Origin of the sequence: Streptomyces sp. NPDC094034, from assembly GCF_040303865.1 — a bacterium.
Classification (GTDB): Bacteria; Actinomycetota; Actinomycetes; order Streptomycetales; family Streptomycetaceae; genus Streptomyces.
In genome coordinates this window covers 17,670-33,138 of sequence record NZ_JBEOUD010000066.1, presented here as the reverse complement: position 1 = coordinate 33,138, position 15,469 = coordinate 17,670, and the positions used below count along the sequence as shown (strand labels likewise).

The 15,469-nt window shown below is 68.0% G+C and carries 14 protein-coding genes and 1 pseudogene; 8 read left to right on the top strand and 7 right to left on the bottom strand.

Translation table 11 applies throughout. The features are described from left to right. The 3 genes and pseudogenes from ABTZ59_RS34600 to ABTZ59_RS34590 all read left to right on the top strand — a co-directional run. Positions 1-218: pseudogene (locus ABTZ59_RS34600) on the top strand (hypothetical protein); the annotation flags it as partial. Beyond that, a complete protein-coding gene (locus tag ABTZ59_RS34595) occupies positions 218-928 on the top strand; it encodes a helix-turn-helix domain containing protein (RefSeq protein ID WP_351423989.1) in 711 nt (236 codons plus the stop codon). The pseudogene ABTZ59_RS34600 and the gene ABTZ59_RS34595, both read left to right, overlap by 1 nt. A gap of 524 nt (positions 929-1,452) precedes the next feature. Beyond that, the gene (locus ABTZ59_RS34590; RefSeq protein WP_503003848.1) at positions 1,453-2,136 is read left to right on the top strand and encodes an HNH endonuclease family protein; all 684 of its coding nucleotides are present in this window, start codon (positions 1,453-1,455) and stop codon (positions 2,134-2,136) included. 713 nt (positions 2,137-2,849) lie between these two features. On the opposite strand, the gene ABTZ59_RS34585 is transcribed toward ABTZ59_RS34590, so the two are convergent. The 6 genes from ABTZ59_RS34585 to ABTZ59_RS34560 all read right to left on the bottom strand — a co-directional run bounded on the left by ABTZ59_RS34585 (position 2,850) and on the right by ABTZ59_RS34560 (position 8,153). Beyond that, the gene (locus tag ABTZ59_RS34585; RefSeq protein WP_351423983.1) at positions 2,850-3,098 is read right to left on the bottom strand and encodes a hypothetical protein; all 249 of its coding nucleotides are present in this window, start codon (positions 3,096-3,098) and stop codon (positions 2,850-2,852) included. 303 nt (positions 3,099-3,401) lie between these two features. Then, on the bottom strand, positions 3,402-4,127 hold the full coding sequence (locus tag ABTZ59_RS34580) for an HNH endonuclease family protein (protein WP_351423980.1): 726 nt from the start codon (positions 4,125-4,127) through the stop codon (positions 3,402-3,404). Continuing rightward, positions 4,124-5,488, bottom strand: a complete 1,365-nt coding sequence (locus tag ABTZ59_RS34575; RefSeq protein ID WP_351423977.1) for an AAA family ATPase — start codon at positions 5,486-5,488, stop codon at positions 4,124-4,126. The genes ABTZ59_RS34580 and ABTZ59_RS34575 overlap by 4 nt, the downstream gene beginning before the upstream one ends. 25 nt (positions 5,489-5,513) lie before the next feature. Then, positions 5,514-5,705, bottom strand: a complete 192-nt coding sequence (locus ABTZ59_RS34570; RefSeq protein ID WP_351423974.1) for a hypothetical protein — start codon at positions 5,703-5,705, stop codon at positions 5,514-5,516. Positions 5,706-6,181: 476 nt separating this feature from the next. Beyond that, positions 6,182-6,412 carry a hypothetical protein gene (locus ABTZ59_RS34565; protein ID WP_351423971.1) on the bottom strand — a complete coding sequence of 77 codons (231 nt, stop codon included), beginning with the start codon at positions 6,410-6,412 and terminating at the stop codon, positions 6,182-6,184. A 436-nt stretch (positions 6,413-6,848) separates the two neighbouring features. After that, positions 6,849-8,153 (bottom strand): ISL3 family transposase, encoded by a 1,305-nt coding sequence (locus ABTZ59_RS34560; RefSeq protein WP_351423968.1) that lies wholly within the window; start codon positions 8,151-8,153, stop codon positions 6,849-6,851. On the opposite strand from ABTZ59_RS34560, the gene ABTZ59_RS34555 reads away from it, so the two are divergent. The 5 genes from ABTZ59_RS34555 to ABTZ59_RS34535 all read left to right on the top strand — a co-directional run bounded on the left by ABTZ59_RS34555 (position 8,046) and on the right by ABTZ59_RS34535 (position 13,693). Continuing rightward, complete coding sequence (locus tag ABTZ59_RS34555; RefSeq protein ID WP_351423993.1) at positions 8,046-8,603, top strand: hypothetical protein; 558 nt, start codon at positions 8,046-8,048, stop codon at positions 8,601-8,603. The genes ABTZ59_RS34560 and ABTZ59_RS34555 overlap by 108 nt on opposite strands. A 230-nt stretch (positions 8,604-8,833) precedes the next feature. Then, on the top strand, positions 8,834-9,265 hold the full coding sequence (locus ABTZ59_RS34550; protein WP_351423963.1) for a DUF6283 family protein: 432 nt from the start codon (positions 8,834-8,836) through the stop codon (positions 9,263-9,265). 282 nt (positions 9,266-9,547) lie between these two features. Next, positions 9,548-9,673 carry a hypothetical protein gene (locus ABTZ59_RS34545; protein WP_351423960.1) on the top strand — a complete coding sequence of 42 codons (126 nt, stop codon included), beginning with the start codon at positions 9,548-9,550 and terminating at the stop codon, positions 9,671-9,673. Between the two features lie 912 nt (positions 9,674-10,585). Next, positions 10,586-10,762, top strand: a complete 177-nt coding sequence (locus tag ABTZ59_RS34540; RefSeq protein ID WP_351423957.1) for a hypothetical protein — start codon at positions 10,586-10,588, stop codon at positions 10,760-10,762. Between the two features lie 408 nt (positions 10,763-11,170). Beyond that, positions 11,171-13,693, top strand: a complete 2,523-nt coding sequence (locus ABTZ59_RS34535; protein ID WP_351423954.1) for an NB-ARC domain-containing protein — start codon at positions 11,171-11,173, stop codon at positions 13,691-13,693. Positions 13,694-13,717: 24 nt separating this feature from the next. Here the strand turns inward: ABTZ59_RS34535 and ABTZ59_RS34530 are convergent, their stop codons facing one another. Next, positions 13,718-15,403 carry a hypothetical protein gene (locus ABTZ59_RS34530; RefSeq protein ID WP_351423951.1) on the bottom strand — a complete coding sequence of 562 codons (1,686 nt, stop codon included), beginning with the start codon at positions 15,401-15,403 and terminating at the stop codon, positions 13,718-13,720. Positions 15,404-15,469 lie beyond the last annotated feature (66 nt).

Genomic DNA, 15,469 nt, shown 5'->3' with positions numbered 1-15,469 from the left:
ACGTACCCCCCGGCACCGTCGTCGCCTTCCGCACCGACGCCCTCTACCTCACCCAGCCCCACCACTGGCCCTACCACGGCCAGCCCGGCGACTACCTCAACAAAGGCCACCTCACCGGCCCCCTCCCCGCCCCCACCACCGAAGAAGAACTCCTCACCCTGCGCGACGCCGCACGCGCCGCCCTCCACCACACCCGCACCCACGGCGGTCGATCCTGATGCCACCCCGCACCCCCCGCCCCACCCCGCAACCAGGCGAAGCCGCCCGCCTCGCCGACCAGTTCCAGGCCGCAGGCTTCACCAAACGCGACATCGCCCGCATCATCGACCGCGACCCCTCCCTCGTCTCCCAGTTCTACACACGAGGAAAAGGCGCCGCCTTCATCCCCGCCCTCACCCACACCCTCAACGCCATCCACACCGCAGGCATCACCGACCTGCCCGAACTCGCCGCCATCGCCGCCCGCCACATCACCCGCCGCACCACCGCCACCGGCACCCGCGCCCGCGTCCGCACCAAAGCCGTCCTCATCACCCCCACCGGCACCGGCACCGGCCGCGCCGGCGCCCAAGCCATCGCCTCCGGCTCCGCCCGCCTACGCCCCCTCATCGCCGAAGCCGCCCGCCAAGGACTGCGCCTCGCCTTCACCGTCCGCATGCCCAAAACCGGCTACACCCTCGCCTCCGGCAGCCGCACCGACTCACCCGGCATCCGACGCGACGTCCTCCAGCGCACCGACCACACCGAAGAACGCTCCTACGGCTCCGCCACCACCGGAGGCTTCGACGCCGCCGACTTCGCCCACCGCGTCGACACAGCCGGCGGCGACGTCACCGCAGCCATCCACCAATGGCTCCTCGAAACCGGACGCATCCACCGCGACGCCCACATCACCCACCTCGAAATCCGAACCTGGCGCCCCCGCTGACAAAGGCCCCAGACCACTCCCGCCGACCCGCCCCCACGCCCAGCAAGGCATCAACCGTCCTTCGCCCGCATCGCCCCGTGCCCGCCAAACGGACCGGTGCCGCCCTCGTGCCGGCGCCCACCGCCGGGCAAAGGAGGACACAGCGTCAGAGAAGCCCGTAGAGACCACGGTCTGCACTGCCTGCGGATCCGGGCAGCGCCAGTTCTGGGGCGATGAGGAAATCCGCAGACACGGTCTGCCCGGACTCCGACCACACCTGGCGCCCAAACGCGCACAGCCCCGGGCGGAACATCCCCGCCATGCAGCACGCGATCTGCCGTGCGGCTGAGCTGGGCGCGATTAGTTGGCCGAGCCCAGAGACCGACATCCGTCAGCAGGCATGATCCCGTCGACGCCAGCGCCAAAGCATACGCGGACGGGCAGTGCGACTTACCACCGCGCGGGTGAGGTGACGGCTGGTCACAGCACGGCGATGGTCCAGAGCCGCTACCAAGGAACCCGTACTCCACGCGTTCTCGAAAGGTATTGTCTTGTTCCGCACAGCAGTCGTCACCCTCGCCGCCCTGGGCGCGTTCCTCACGCCCGCCGCCCCCGCCTCAGCCGCGGTCGCGGGCCCGCTCGGGGCACCCGGCGACGTCCTCACAATGCCGCTGGCCGACGCGCTCGGCGCCCTGCCGGTCCAGGACGAGGACCGTACCGGCTACAGCCGTAGCCTGTTCAAGCACTGGATCGACGCCGACAAGGACGGCTGCTCCACCCGCGCCGAAGTCCTCAAGGAGGAAGCAGTCCTCGCCCCGGTGCAGGAGGCGGGATGCAAGCTGACCGCCGGCCGTTGGTACAGCCCGTACGACAACCAGTACATCGACGGCCCCGCCGGACTGGACATCGACCACCTCGTACCGCTCGCCGAGGCCTGGGACTCCGGAGCCTCCCAGTGGTCACCGGCCGAACGCCAGGCCTACGCCAACGACCTCGACGCCACCAGGAGCCTGATCGCCGTCTCCGCGAAGACCAACCGATCCAAGGCCGACCAGGACCCCGCGACGTGGCTGCCGCCCTTCGCCGGATACCGCTGCCAGTACGTCGCCGACTGGATCGCCACCAAGATCCGCTGGCAGCTCAGCATCGACACCACCGAGAAGAACGCGCTGACCGAAACCGCCAACGGCTGCGCCAACGCCCCGGTCGGCATCACCCTCGCCCGATAACCGGAAGCACGCACGGAGCGGGGCCGCAGCGGTTCGGTTGCGGCCCCGTCACCCGTACAGAGAGGCCGTCCGAAGCCTGGGAGGGCCCAGCGGTGGCACACAGCGGACCGCTCGCGCCCTCCTGGCGCAGGCACGGGGCCAGAGTCGGGTGACGGAGAAGTGAGCGGGACTCGCAGAGGGATCCATACACGTCTCACCCGTTCCGGTAAGCACAGGCAGAACACCCTTCGTGCGGACAAGGTCGTCGCCGACACTCACGACGTGAACGACACGAGAAGCACCGATTCCGGGCCGCAGGCTCACGGATCCCGCGGCTCCACCATGCCGAACGAGCCAGGAACAGCTCCGCGGAAACCAGTCGTGTCCGCTTCCCTCCGGCCTGCTGAGTGTTCGCCGCGTACAACCTGGCTGGCCCGCAGTAACGCAGCAGAACTCGGACCGGGCATGGACGCCCACCGCCTGGGTCGTGGCATACCTCGCCTGCCGCTACCCGTAGGACACAGCTCCGCGCCCTTCGGTAGTGACGACGACCATCGCGAGCCCGTCCTCGCCGACGCCGTGATCCCCGCCTACGCCAGGCGGGACATCTGGGCGTCCGCGCCGTCCACATCTGACCGACAGCAAGTGCTCGCACGCCGTCCCGGCCGATTCCGGCCGGCACGAGTTGAGTCCGGACACCCGTGAGGAAGGAGGAGGCGTGCCACGTCACCCTGTCAGGGGCTGACGTAGTCGCCCCAGCCGAACGTGGCCACGTAAGCCCGCCGTACGGCTTCTCTGCCGCGTCCACCCCTGATGCGGATGACGGCCAGCGTGAGGACGAACCAGGCGATGAAGCACCCCGCGACGATCAGAGTCCAGCGAAGGCCGGAGGAACTGGCGATACCGACCAGGAGAATGAGCGTGACGACCAGTCCGATGTGGCCGCCGCGGACATCCGTGCCGGGCCTGCTGCCACCTGTCATCAGAGTTCCTCCCCCTCGAAGATCACGCCGTTCTGCGCCGGAGCAGGCTATGGGGTTCTGTTAACGGTGCCAGTGCCGCTCTCAGTGTCATTGAGCTTTGAATCTGCCACCTGCTGCGGTCCTGCCGCGTGCGCTGCGGGGCCGCCCCGAGTCTGCCAGGCCCCGGCTGCCGCATGCCGCCGGGCCCCGGTAATCGGCCTGCCCGGAGCGCCCCGGCCTGATGATGGGGTGCAGCGGACGGGGAAGTCGATGGCACGGTGTCACCGGTAGCTGGGCCTGCCGCACCAGGCGCAGCTACGGGGTCTATGCGTTGGGGGTGGTGTCGTACACGCTGCGCCAGGCAGCCAGGGCGGGCAGTGTCTGCTCCTCGAGGACGGTCTCGGCGATGTCCGGATCAAGGCGGGTCAGGGAGTACACGACGTCCACGAACGGCGAATCGAGGAGTGCACGCGCTTTGTCCTCGGCACTCGGCTCTCTTTCCAGGTAGCGCCGGTGCCACCCTTCTATGACCAGACAGGCGGTCGTGAAGGCCCGGGTCCGGCCCTGGACGAGGTCGGGCCGGTTGAGCCCGAACACCTCGATACTCGCTTCCCCCTTGCCGGTGCGCCCCTCATACAGGCAGCTTGCGAACCGCAGGACGAGGTGATCGGCGGGGTCATCCACCGTGGGGTCGATCAGCAGGCAGGTACCGTCCGCAGCCAGCGGGTACAAGTCCCGCTTGTCGTTGCTGTTGCACCAGGCACAGGCGATCAGGTGGTTGGCCCAGACGAACGCGCGCAGGGGCGCTGCGGCAAGAGGCTGGAAGTGGTCGATGTCGGTTTCATGGCTGTCGTCGCAATACATGCATCGCACCGCACCGTGCGCCATCGATTCCAGCAGCTCCTTGACATGCTTCTTGGGGTACTTCGCCTTCTTCCACTCGGCGCGTGCTGCCTCAGCGGTCGCCCCCGCGTTCTGCACCCGCGTGGTCCAGTTCCGCAGCAGGGTCTGCGTCCTGTCCGGGGCGGGCACCCGCTGGAGCGGGATCACCGATCCTGCTCCAGCCGCGCCGCCACCTCGGCCACCCGGGTCTGCAGCGAACTCGTCAGCAGTCGGCTCAGCTCCTTGTACTCGGCTTTCTCCTCAGCGGTGGCCGTGCCGGCGTAGACCTTGCGTTCGAGAGCCACCAGCCGTTGCCGCTCCACCTCGGCGCGACTGGAGAAGGAGGTCTCCAGGCCGAAGAGCTCCGAGAGCGCCGCGTCGTCCGCAGTGCCGTAGACGACCCGCCGGTAGAGATCCTCGGTCACCACCTCGGGCGGCCGGTCCTCATCCGGTCCGGGCAGGCGGATCAGGGCACCTTCATCGGCGGCCTGGCAGATGTACGGGCTGTGGCTGGTGACGATGAACTGGATGTGGGGGAAGTGGGTCCGTAGCCAGTCACTGATCCTGCGCTGCCAGGTCACATGCAGGTGGGCATCCATCTCGTCGATCAGGACGACCCCGGGCTGCAGGACCGCAGTACCACCGTCCGGAGCTGGACCAGTCTCCAAACAGCCGTACGCTCTGTGGAGCTGCTGGACAATGTCCAGTACCAGAGCCGCCACTGCGCGGTAGCCGTCACTCATCTCCCGCAGCGGGAACTGATTCTCGGCCTTAACGCCCCGCTCGGAAACCCACAGGCCGTCGGCCGTGATCCGCCGGACCTGATAACTGCCCGGAAGCAGGCCATCACGCAGCAGTGCCAACACCGTGTCCAACAAAGGACCTGCCATCCGCTCCCGTTCCTCTCCCTCCCGCAGTGCCTGCTCCTCCTCCAGCTTGCGGTGATGAAGATCGACCGCCCACGTCACACTCTCGGCGAGCGAGGCATCCTCGCGAAAGAGCGTTGCGGTAGGCCCCAGGAGCACAGAATCACGGCTGTGCGAAGACCCAACGCCCCCGGTCAGCCGCCTGAACGGACCGTACCCCGCGCAGAACCAACCCTGCGGGTTCGGCGCCCAAGGACCGAACGCAGCTGCACGGGGGACTGCTTGGATCGGAGCCATCTCCAGCCGCTGAAACCGTTCACCCGGCTGCAAGGAGGGACGGGCCCACTCCACCCCCAGTGTCAGGTGCTTCTCCCGCCTGCCACCTGCAACGAAGGCGTCAGCGCCGGCTTCACTGATGACCTCTACTGTCACCCGACCCTTTGATGCCCGGCGCGTCAGCCAGCCGCTGAAATCCTGATTGAGTTCCCGAGCCATGTCCGGACCGGCGAGGGCCAGAGCCACGGCCTGCAACAGAGTCGACTTCCCCGAACTGTTGCGCCCCGCCAGCACGATCCAGCCGCTGCGCCCGGGCAGCTCCAGGTCCACAGCGCGTTTCCGGCTGAATCCCTTGATGTTTTCCAGCTGGATCCTGGTGACGTACACCCGCTCTCCACCTTCTTTCTGCAGCTCACAACCCCTGGATGCCTCCGACACCACACTTTCTCACGCACTCACGTCCGCTGCGGCGTCGCCGAGGACCCGGTCCGGTCATGCGCAGTAACTCGGCCAGGGCCAGGCAGCTCTGGTTCTCGTACAGGCTGAGGCCGTCAGTGTGGGCGAGCGGCTCGACCAGGATGTCGACCAGCTTGGTGACGGCCATGAACTGCTTGTCGATTAGGTGCTGCGGACGCTACCCGCGGGCTCCCGAAGGCCCGCGTCAGCGCCCTGCGGCCCCGTGACGAGGTGCGAGAGGCCTGTACTGGGTTCGCCTTGGGCGGGCGGAAGCTGGGACCGGACCTCGTCCACGATTGACGCAGCCACCTTGTTGGACAGGTACGTCCCGGTCAGGGGGAACACCAGCTGATGAGGGTCGAGCAGATTCCGTCCGGGGTTCGAGGACTCGTCTGCGTGGAAGACGGGGGGCGAACAGGGGGAGTGCCCACTCCCGGAGCATGCCGGGCGGACAGACTGGCCACCACATTACATTCCAGTTGTCGTCTGGTAGCTGGGGTCCCCGACCCCCTGTTCGTGACGGTGGGACAGCGTGTCGCCTGCTGCAGCAACATGTTGCCGTTCGGAAGCCAGCTGCCCCGCCGTCCGCCGCCCGGTGGGGAGGGGCGGTGTACGGCAGGGGCGTCAGGCCGTGGCGGGGCCGGGCGTGACGTGCGGTGAGGTGATCAGGCAGGCGGGGACGAGGAGCAGACAGGTGGCGGCCGCGAGCGTGGCCAGGGGCTTGGGGATCTCACGCCCGAGGATGGCGAGAACGGTCAGCGCGGTGATCGCGGTGATGACGACGGCGGTCTCTCGGGTGCCAAGAGGACCCGCAGCCGCCGGGGCCGCGGCGCAGGAAGTGGGCTCGGCGGGCATGACGGCGCCTCCAGACGGTCGGGTGCGGGCAGTCGGCGGGAGGATCCGGCAACGTGCTGAGATCATGTTGGCGGGGGCGGCCCCAACTGCGCGAACCGCCTGCTGACGAACCTCCGGGTGAGGTAGTCTCCCGCGCTGCAGGGCGAGTTCGGAAGCGAACGACCGTTGTCCATCAACTGTTGGCCCCCGGTCCGGCTGACGGCGCACTGTGCTGACGGCGGCACGATGTCGGCACGTCGTCGAGACCACCGACACGCCCTGACAGAGCGCCAGTTGCCATGCAAATCGGACAAGTCGCTTAGGGCATGTAGAGTGACACCATCACAGATAGCCCGGACGATCGGAAGCCACCGAACTCGTTGCCCGAGACTGACGGCGGTCTTCGTAAGCGGTTCTGATCCACTTCTTGTGGGGCGGCTGCGGAGGATGACCGTCTTCAGCCGGCGAGGAGTATCTGCAGGCGGAGGAGGTCGAACCCGGCGCGGCCGTATCCGTCCCTCTTGATTCGCTTCACTCTGTTGACGTTGCCCTCGACCTTGCCTGAGCTCCATTCCAGAGTGAGGCCGGCGGTGACGGCCTTGAAGTCCTGTCGTAGGCCACGGGCCAGACTCTGCAGCGGCTTCATCTGGGTGTCCTCGGCGTTGGTGAGCCAGTCGGCGAGGTCGCTGCCGCGGCGGTCAGTCATCATCGCGGCGAAGGAGCGGACGCAGGCGGCGACGGCGTCCAGTTCGGGGCAGCGGGACAGGAGCTTCTTGAGCTTGAGCGTGCTGCACTCGTCCAGGTTGTCCGGGTGCGAGGTGATCAGCCAGGTGGCCGTGCGGACCGTCAGAGTTTTGGGCTTGTCGGGAGCGGGTTTGCCGCTGGCCCGGATCTCCTGGAGGTGTCGGCGCACGGTCCGCCTGCTACCGGTGAAGCCGAGCTCGGTGATCTCCGCGTGGAGCCGTGCCGCGTCCGTGCAGCCCTCGTTCCAACGGCGGTGGAGGTAGGGAGAGTAGCCGTGGACCTGGCCGTAGCGGCGTGATCCGGTGCCCAGCGTTGCGTCCTCGGGGGTGGCCGCGTGCGCGTATCGGCGTACCGTCTTGCAGTCTAGTCCGAGGGCCACGGTGATTGCCTGGATCGGGACGCCCTTGTCGTAGAGGGCGTGCACGGCGGCGTGACGCTCGCGGCGCCGGATCACGCGCATCCCCTCCGGCCGCCCCGGCACCTCCTGCTCGGCAGCAGTGGCGTCAGCCGGTGCGTCCTCGGTAGGCTCGGCGAGGCAACTACGGTGTGTGGCAACGCACTTCTCGACTGCTTCGCACAGGTTCTTCCACAAGTGGAAGCGGTCCGCGGCCTGGATCGCGTCAGGGCAAGCGGTGCGTACGGCCTCGGCGTAGGCGCTGGCCCTGTCCCGGCAGACGATCTCCGCTCCAGGGTGTGCACGCAGCCATGCGGTGAGGGTCTCTGCGGTGCGATCGGGTAGAACTTCGACGCGTTCTCCGGTCTCCATGTCCAAGATGATCGTTCCGTAGACGTGCCCCTTCTCCAGGGCGAAATCATCGATGCCCAACACGCGGGGCGCGGCCTCGCCCCGCTTGTCTGGAAGCTTGCGTACGATTCTGAGCAGGGAGTTCGCGCTCGTCGGGATGGACAGATGAGCGGCCAGCCGGGCCCCCGGACGCCCGGCGAGCGCCAGCGCGACCTTCTCCAGCGCACCTACAGCGACTGGGGCGTGTGGGAAGAAGAAGCGGACGAGCTCCACCTGCTGGACTACGTCATCGCTCTGGAGGCTCTGATGATCAGCCCAGCCAGGAAGACACGGGCCAACACCCCCGAGAAGGACGAGGCCGGCGCGAGCATCAGCAAGAACATCCGAACCCGGGCCTCCGCGCTCTTCCTCACCCTCGAACACCGCAAACGTGTCGAGGAGACGGTACGCAGCGCCTACAGCGCCCGCTCCACGTACGTCCACGGAGACGTCCTCACCGAGCACACAGGGACGGAGAGACTGACGCAGCTCCGTGAGCTGAGACTGACCATCCGCGAGGTCATGCTGCGTTGGCTCATCCTCACCCCCTGCGACACGAACGATCTCGCACCGATCCTGGATGCCGCCAGCACCGACCGAGAGCGCACCATCGACGGACCCCTGCGCACCTTCTTCACCGCCACGCCGCCTCAAGTACTGCCGGAAGACGTGACCCCCATCTGAAGTCTGCCGCCGTGCAGCCCGGCCAGCAGCCCCCTCCTCCTCCCCAGCGCCGCGCGCGAAAGACTTCTGGCACCCCACCCGATACGGGTACGTACCCGTATCGGGTGGGGTGAATGATATAAGTCACAACATGTCCGATGCCAACGTGCGCATCCCCGAGGAAGCTCGTGACTGCCTGACGGCCAGACCCGCCTCCTGCACGCCCACAAGACGCTCCTCATACTCGGTTGGTGACTTCGCAGATGCGTCCGCCCGCGCCGCGCCCGTGTGAGAGCTGCCCCTACCGCCGTGACGTGCCCTCGGGGGTGTGGGCGCAGGAGGAGTACGAGAAGCTGCGCCGTTACGATGCCGCCACGCCTGATCAGCCGCCGCGGCTGTTCCAGTGCCACCAGGCCGACGCGGACAGTACCGGGGGCCGGATCTGCGCGGGGTGGGCCGGCTGCCACGGAGGAAACCTCCTTGGGCTGCGGATTGCGGTGCTCGAAGGCCGTATCGACGGGGCGACCTTCGCCGCGGCAGCCGAGTACCAGTCGCCTGTCCCGCTGTTCGACTCGGGCGGCGAAGCCGCCGACCACGGTCGGGCCGGCATCGACCAGCCCGACGCCGATGCCGTCCGCATCATCGGGAAAGTCACCCGGACCCGCAGGGACTTGCGCACATGACCCGCACCCGCAAGGCCCTGGGCCGAAGCAAAGAAGAGCGTGACGACCCTGTCGACCACCGTGACGCCGGACCCGGCCGAGACGGAGCAGGAACTGCGCCGCTGGCTCGGGCTGTACCAGCAGCTGAGGCTCGTCCAGTCCCGTCGAGAGTGACGTGGTCGTTTCATCGGTAGCCACCCTGGCTGTCAAACCCCTGACATTCGCAGCAGCCATCCAGGGCCGGACATCCCCAGGAGGAGACAAGCGGTTCGATCTTGACCAGGCCACCTGCCAGAACCCACCATGACCGGCTCCTGTCGCGTCGTCGCCGAAGCACTCGGTCTGGACACCCCGGACGATGACACCGAGCTCCAAGACGTCCTTGAGACCGATGTGCAGCAGGTACACAACCACTGGCGCTACCAGTAGAGGAGCACTGCAACGAGCAGCGCCGCCGCTGGCTGCCGCGTCGCCCTCATTCTTTCGTCGCCCACTGACAGTGCCGAGATACGTCCCCGCCCCGAGGCAGCGCCGGACACCGGTGCCCAATTCGCTGCGCACACGACGTGTTGGGATTCTCAGGTCGCGGAAGACCTCGGCGGCGTCCGCGGAAAGGCGAGCATGGTGATAGGAGTCGATCCCACCGGGTTAGTTGCCGCTGTTCCTCTGCCGGCCGAGCAGGTCCTCTGAGGCATCAGGTCCCGGGACGCGGCCTCGAGGGCGTTGTCACGGGCGTGAGCGTGGGCCTCGATCAGCTTGGTGAATGCGGCCCCCTCGGGGCAGCCTGCCCCTTGGCTGCGACGGCGTGACATACCCGGCGCTGGAACCGCGGCATCGCCCGACATCTGCGAAAGGACACCGACTGGTTCGAGATCATCCATCCGACGCGCACCCACATCCCCGGCACACTTGCCACATCATTGAGCAGGACCGCTCCGCCCTGCCGAACAGCGAACCCCTCGATCCGGCACAGCAGTCCGCCTTTGCGGCGGCCTCCAGGACGGCGGCCTGAGAATGGCTGACCCATATACCATCTTTGGTGACCTGTCACGTATATGAGACTTCTGAATGGTGCGGCCTCGGGTCTGTGTATCGTCAGGCGCAACGCAGGAGCAGCTCCCCGCGAGCCGACACGTCGAGGGGTATCTGCTCGATCCGTGAACCACGACCCGGACACCTGCTACCTCACCACTCGCCGCAGGTGCCCCATACATCTGCACGACCCATGGGATTGCTGGGCCTGAGCTTTACCGTCGGCGTGGAACTCAGTTCTGACCACACCGGTGGTCGAGCTGAGTGATTGCCACCTGTTCGACCCCGACTCACAAGGGACTCGAACAGATGGACTCGATCATCCTCTGCCTGCTGGCGGTCTCCGGCGTGCTGAGTATCTTCCTATTCGTTGCGCGGGGACTACTTGACCAGACTCCCGAGGTCATCAACGCCTGGCACAGGGTTCAGCGGGCGTACCGGGGCACCGAACCCGATGCGGGAAGCTCCGCGGACCCTGACACCTGAGATTCTCTCGCTGGAGCGCGTCAACGGCACGCCCAACGAGCCACTGCGACGAGACATGTTTGCTGAAGATGACCGCATCTCGCCCTCACCGATCAGGCACGCAACTCGCCCCCCCGGGGGCCGGATGATTGTGCCGATGAGGAATGCGGCCCCGACAGTGGGCTGACCGGTGAGACGTGGCGCAGCCCGTTGAGACTGCCAATGGACATAGGCCAGCTGTTGAAGCCCCAATTCGGCTGGACCCGGGGTCTGCTCCTTGTGGACGACATCATCATTTCCTGCGCCACCTTCCGTGGCGAGCCGAGGAGGCCACGAGGTACGCGGCGAGCCGGGCTGTCCAAGCGTCCAAGATCTCTCTACGGTTGGTGTCCGACTGCCCTGCAGGGCTGGATGGACGAAGGGGGCTGTGTGGAAGCCGAGTTGGCGGCACTTGCCGCGTCGGGGGCGACGACGCTGGTCGGGCTGATGGTTTCGGAGTCGTGGGAACGCGCGAAAGGCGGACTGGTCCGGTTCTTCCGGCGACGCTCTTCGGACGAGGCCACTGAAGAAGAACTCCAGGCGGCCAGAGACGAGTTGGAAACCGCTCGAGCGGCGGGCGACGCCGGTACCCGGGCAGAGGTCCAGGCCCGCCTGCGGCAGCGACTGGAAGGGATGTTTCAGGAGGACCCCGCTACCGCGCAGGAACTGGCGCAGATGTTGTCCGAGCTGGCGCCGGACGCGTCACGCGCTTTCATCAACCTGGTCAGCGGTGGTGCGAACTACTACGGTCCCGCCTTTCAGGGCTCGCACATCCACGGCGGTATCACCTTCCACGTCCAGCCGGCACCAGCGCCCGCGTCCAGCCTTCCTGCCAGGCCCGACCAAGTACCGGTCCTGACCATCCCGTACAGCAACCGGAGGACCGAGCTCGCGGCCCTGGACGAGACACTCGGCACGCGAACGGGTGCCCCCGCATCCGTCGGTATCGACGTGCTGGACGGACTGCCTGGCGTCGGGAAGACCGCCATGGCCTGGCGGTGGGCTGAACTGTCCCAGGAGCGTTTCCCGGACGGTCAGTTGTACGTGGATTTCGCTGCCCTGCGCGACGAGGTCACCCCGATGATCGGGCCCGGTGGGGATGTCTCCGAGGCGCTGGCCATGTGCCTGAGGGCACTGCCGGGAGGCGACATCGGCATGCCGGCTTCACTTGTCGAACGAACCAATCAGTTCCGGTCCCGCACGGCCAACCTGCGGATCCTCCTCGTCCTCGACGACGTGAACCAGCCCGGACAGGTCCGTGCGCTGATCCCCAAGGGGCCGGGCAGCGTGGTACTGGCCACGAGTCAGAGCAGGCTCGGTGAACTGGCCATGCAGCACGGTGCCCGGTTGATCACCGTCAGGCCATTGGACGCCCACGGCGGGCTGGAACTGCTGAGGGACCGCTGCGGTGCACAGGCAGTCGAGGCCGACCTGCAGGCCGCACAAAGACTGGTGGAGCTGTGCGGCGGCCTGCCGGTGGCTCTGCAGGTCGTGGCGGCACGTCTGGTCACCGATGACGGACTGGGCATGGCGGACCTGGCCGCCGAACTCGACGACGAGGCCGGCCGGCTGGCCGGCCTGGCAATGGATGGGGAGGAGTCCTCGGTGTCTACGGTCCTGGGTCCCTCCTACCGGCTGCTGCCGCCCGACGCCGCTCGGCTCTACCGGCTGCTCGGATGGCTGCCGTTCGGCATCTTCGACGCCGGCGTGGCCGCGGTCGCCGCCGATACCGACACCAGGAGCACGAAACGCCTGCTGCGTGTCCTGGCGAAGGCCAGCCTGGTGGAGGCCATGGGTGATGGCCGGTACCGCATGCACGACCTGGTCCGTCTGCATGCCCGCGAACACGCGGCCGAGGAGGAGCCGGAAACCGAGCAGGCCGCACTGGCGGAGCGGGTAGGCACGCACTATCTCGCCCTGACCGCGTTCGCTGACCGTGCGCTCAGGACAGAGCGACTGCGGATCGCCGACCTCTCTGACCTGCTGCGGGACGCCGACGACCCCTTCGCCACGGCCGGAGGGCCACCACCACTGGAGTGGCTGGACACCGAGCGCCACGCCATTCTCGCGGTCCTGCGCACGGCCGTCCGCTACGAGCTGCACACCCTGGCCTGGCAACTGGCAGAGGCATTCTCAGCGCTGTTCCTGTACCACCGCTACCTCGGGGCGTGGCGGGAATCGCTGCAGCTCGGCATCGAGGCGGCCGCAGCAGCGGCCGCCTCCGCAGACACACCGGGCCAGAGCGCGCAGGCCACGGCGGGCGAGGCCCGACTGCGCAGCCTGCTGTCACGCCCGTTGCTGGACCTCGGCGAGAACAACCACGCCAGAGAACAACTCGGCACAGCAGCCGCCCTCGCCGAGGCGACCGATCACCTCACCCTGCAGGCCTCCGTTCAGGAATTCCTCGGCCGATACCTGGACGTCACCGACCCGCACAGCGCCGTCACGGCGTACCAGCGCTCCCTCGAACTCAATGAACGTGCCGGAGAAACCCGCGGAGCCGCCCTCGCCACCTATTTCCTTGGATGCGCCCACGACGCCCGAGGCGACCACGCCCAGGCCATGGTCCTGCTGCGCCGGGCACAGCAGGACCTGGAGAACCGTGAAGAGCCTGACCGGCGGATGGCGGCGCGGGTGAGAGCCGCGATCGGCGCCGTACACGGTCATCTCGGCGACACCGAGGAAGGGATCCGGGAACTGCAGGAGGCAGTCCGTGTCCTGGGCGAGGAGGCACAGGGCATGCAGTACGAGGCGCAAGCCCTGGAGCAGCTCGCCGGTATCGCTGATGACGCGGGCGGGCGAGCGGAGTTGGTACATGAGTGCCTGAGCCGGGCCGCCGGCATCTACGAGACGCTCGGCAACCACGCCCGGGCGCAGGACCTGCGGCATCGGCTGGAGGACCTCGGAGCTTGAGGCCGGTTCCCCGGGCGGAGGCGGTTACCCGATCGGCAGGGCGGGGCGAAGGCGCAGCACCACATCCTCGTCCCGCATGCCGCCGATCCGCAGCGTCACGTGCGCGTCGTCCAGAGGAAACCCCGCCCGCAGGCAGGCGTAGACGACCGCCGCCGGCATGCCCGGGTCCGTTGCCGGGCCCGTGACAGCCGCCTCCACGACCCGGCCGTCCCTGAGCCCGACCAGACAGACACCCCCGCGCACCGCCGAAGCGGCGAGAAGGCAACCGGGCAACCGGCCAAGTGTGTCCTCGATCCAGCGCAGTGCCCCGACCGAGGTGGACGAGGAACGGCGCTGAACGATTACCGAGGCGCTCTCGGCCAGCCGGAGGTCGCGTTCGTCGTCCGCACAGGCCAGATGAGTGAAGAAGGTGGCTGACTCCGGGCGTGCCGTGCCGTGGGCGAAGGCGGCGGCCGCATAGCGGAGCACGGTGACGGTCGGCGCCTCACTGTCTTCCGTGACCCCGGTGGTCACCTGCCATGAGGACACCGGTGCGCCGGGCGGGTCCGGAACCGGCAGCGCCAGGGGAGACGGCGGCGGTGAGGACGGCTCCGGGAGCTCCAGCAGCCGGTAGAGGGCGGTGCGGAGCCGGGCGAGCGCATGGCCCGGCTCGGCGAAAGCCCGCTCCGCGACCGCGGTGTACCGCTCGGACGTGTGCTCCCGTACGACCTCCTCCAACTGCTGGAGCAGGTCCCCGCCCGGATCGAGCCGAGGCGCGACAGCCGCCAGGTCATGGACGGCTGTCCCCGGCACTGCCTCACCGCCGAACGCGGCCAGCAGCAGCGGAGTACCGGCTGCCGCGCCATACAGCGTCACCGAGCCGTGGTCACCTACGAGGACATCCGCCGCGACGAGCGCGGGCCGCCAGGCATGCACAGCCGGCATCAGCAGCAGCCCCGCCTCCAGGGCGGCGGTCTGCAGGGTACGCAGCTGCCACGCCCCGTGCGCAGACCACACATTGGGGTGGATGATCGCGCCAACCCGGTACTCGTCACAGGGAAGCTGCGCCAGGAGACGAGGAAGAAGGTCCGGATGACTCCCGAGCAGCGAGGTGGACCCCCAGGTCGAGCTGACCACGACAAGACGCTGATGCTCCGCGACACCCAGCGCCTCCCGGTACGCCTTCCTGCGCGGTCGGCTGCCGACGAGCTCGTCGAAGCACGGGTCGCCGACCAGCAGCGTGCGTCCTGCCGCCTTCGGGTGGGTGGCGAGCAGCTGCTCCTCCTGAACCGGATGCGAGACCGCCATCCAGGCACGTCCCGTCTCCAGCAGGGAGTCCGGTACGACTCCGGAGAGCCTGTCGCGCGGACTGCGTGAGTCCGGTACGAGTTTCTGGAAGCCCACGCCGTGCGGGAGCACCAGCACCGGGCAGTCGCCCTCCGGAACGTCGATGTTCTCGCTGGCGGAGAGGATGAGGTCAGGGGTGATGTGTCCCAACTGCTCCCAGGGGGCGACCCGGCATCCAGCAGCGTGGAGGAGGTCGAGGACACCAGCGTTGAACGCGGACGTGGAGTCGTAGGCGAACACGACGGTCACGCGGCTGTCGCCACGCAGAAGCGCAGGCAGGGCTTCGAGGACACGTACCGTCGAGGTGACGGTACGGGCGGCGACAACCAGGGTGCGTTCGCCGTGGAAGGTGCTCCAGCGGTGGGCATCATGCCCTACGGGCACGCGAAGCGGGTGGCTACCGAACAAGCCGGCCGCCTCTAACAAACCTGCGCCTCCAGTCGGTCAGCG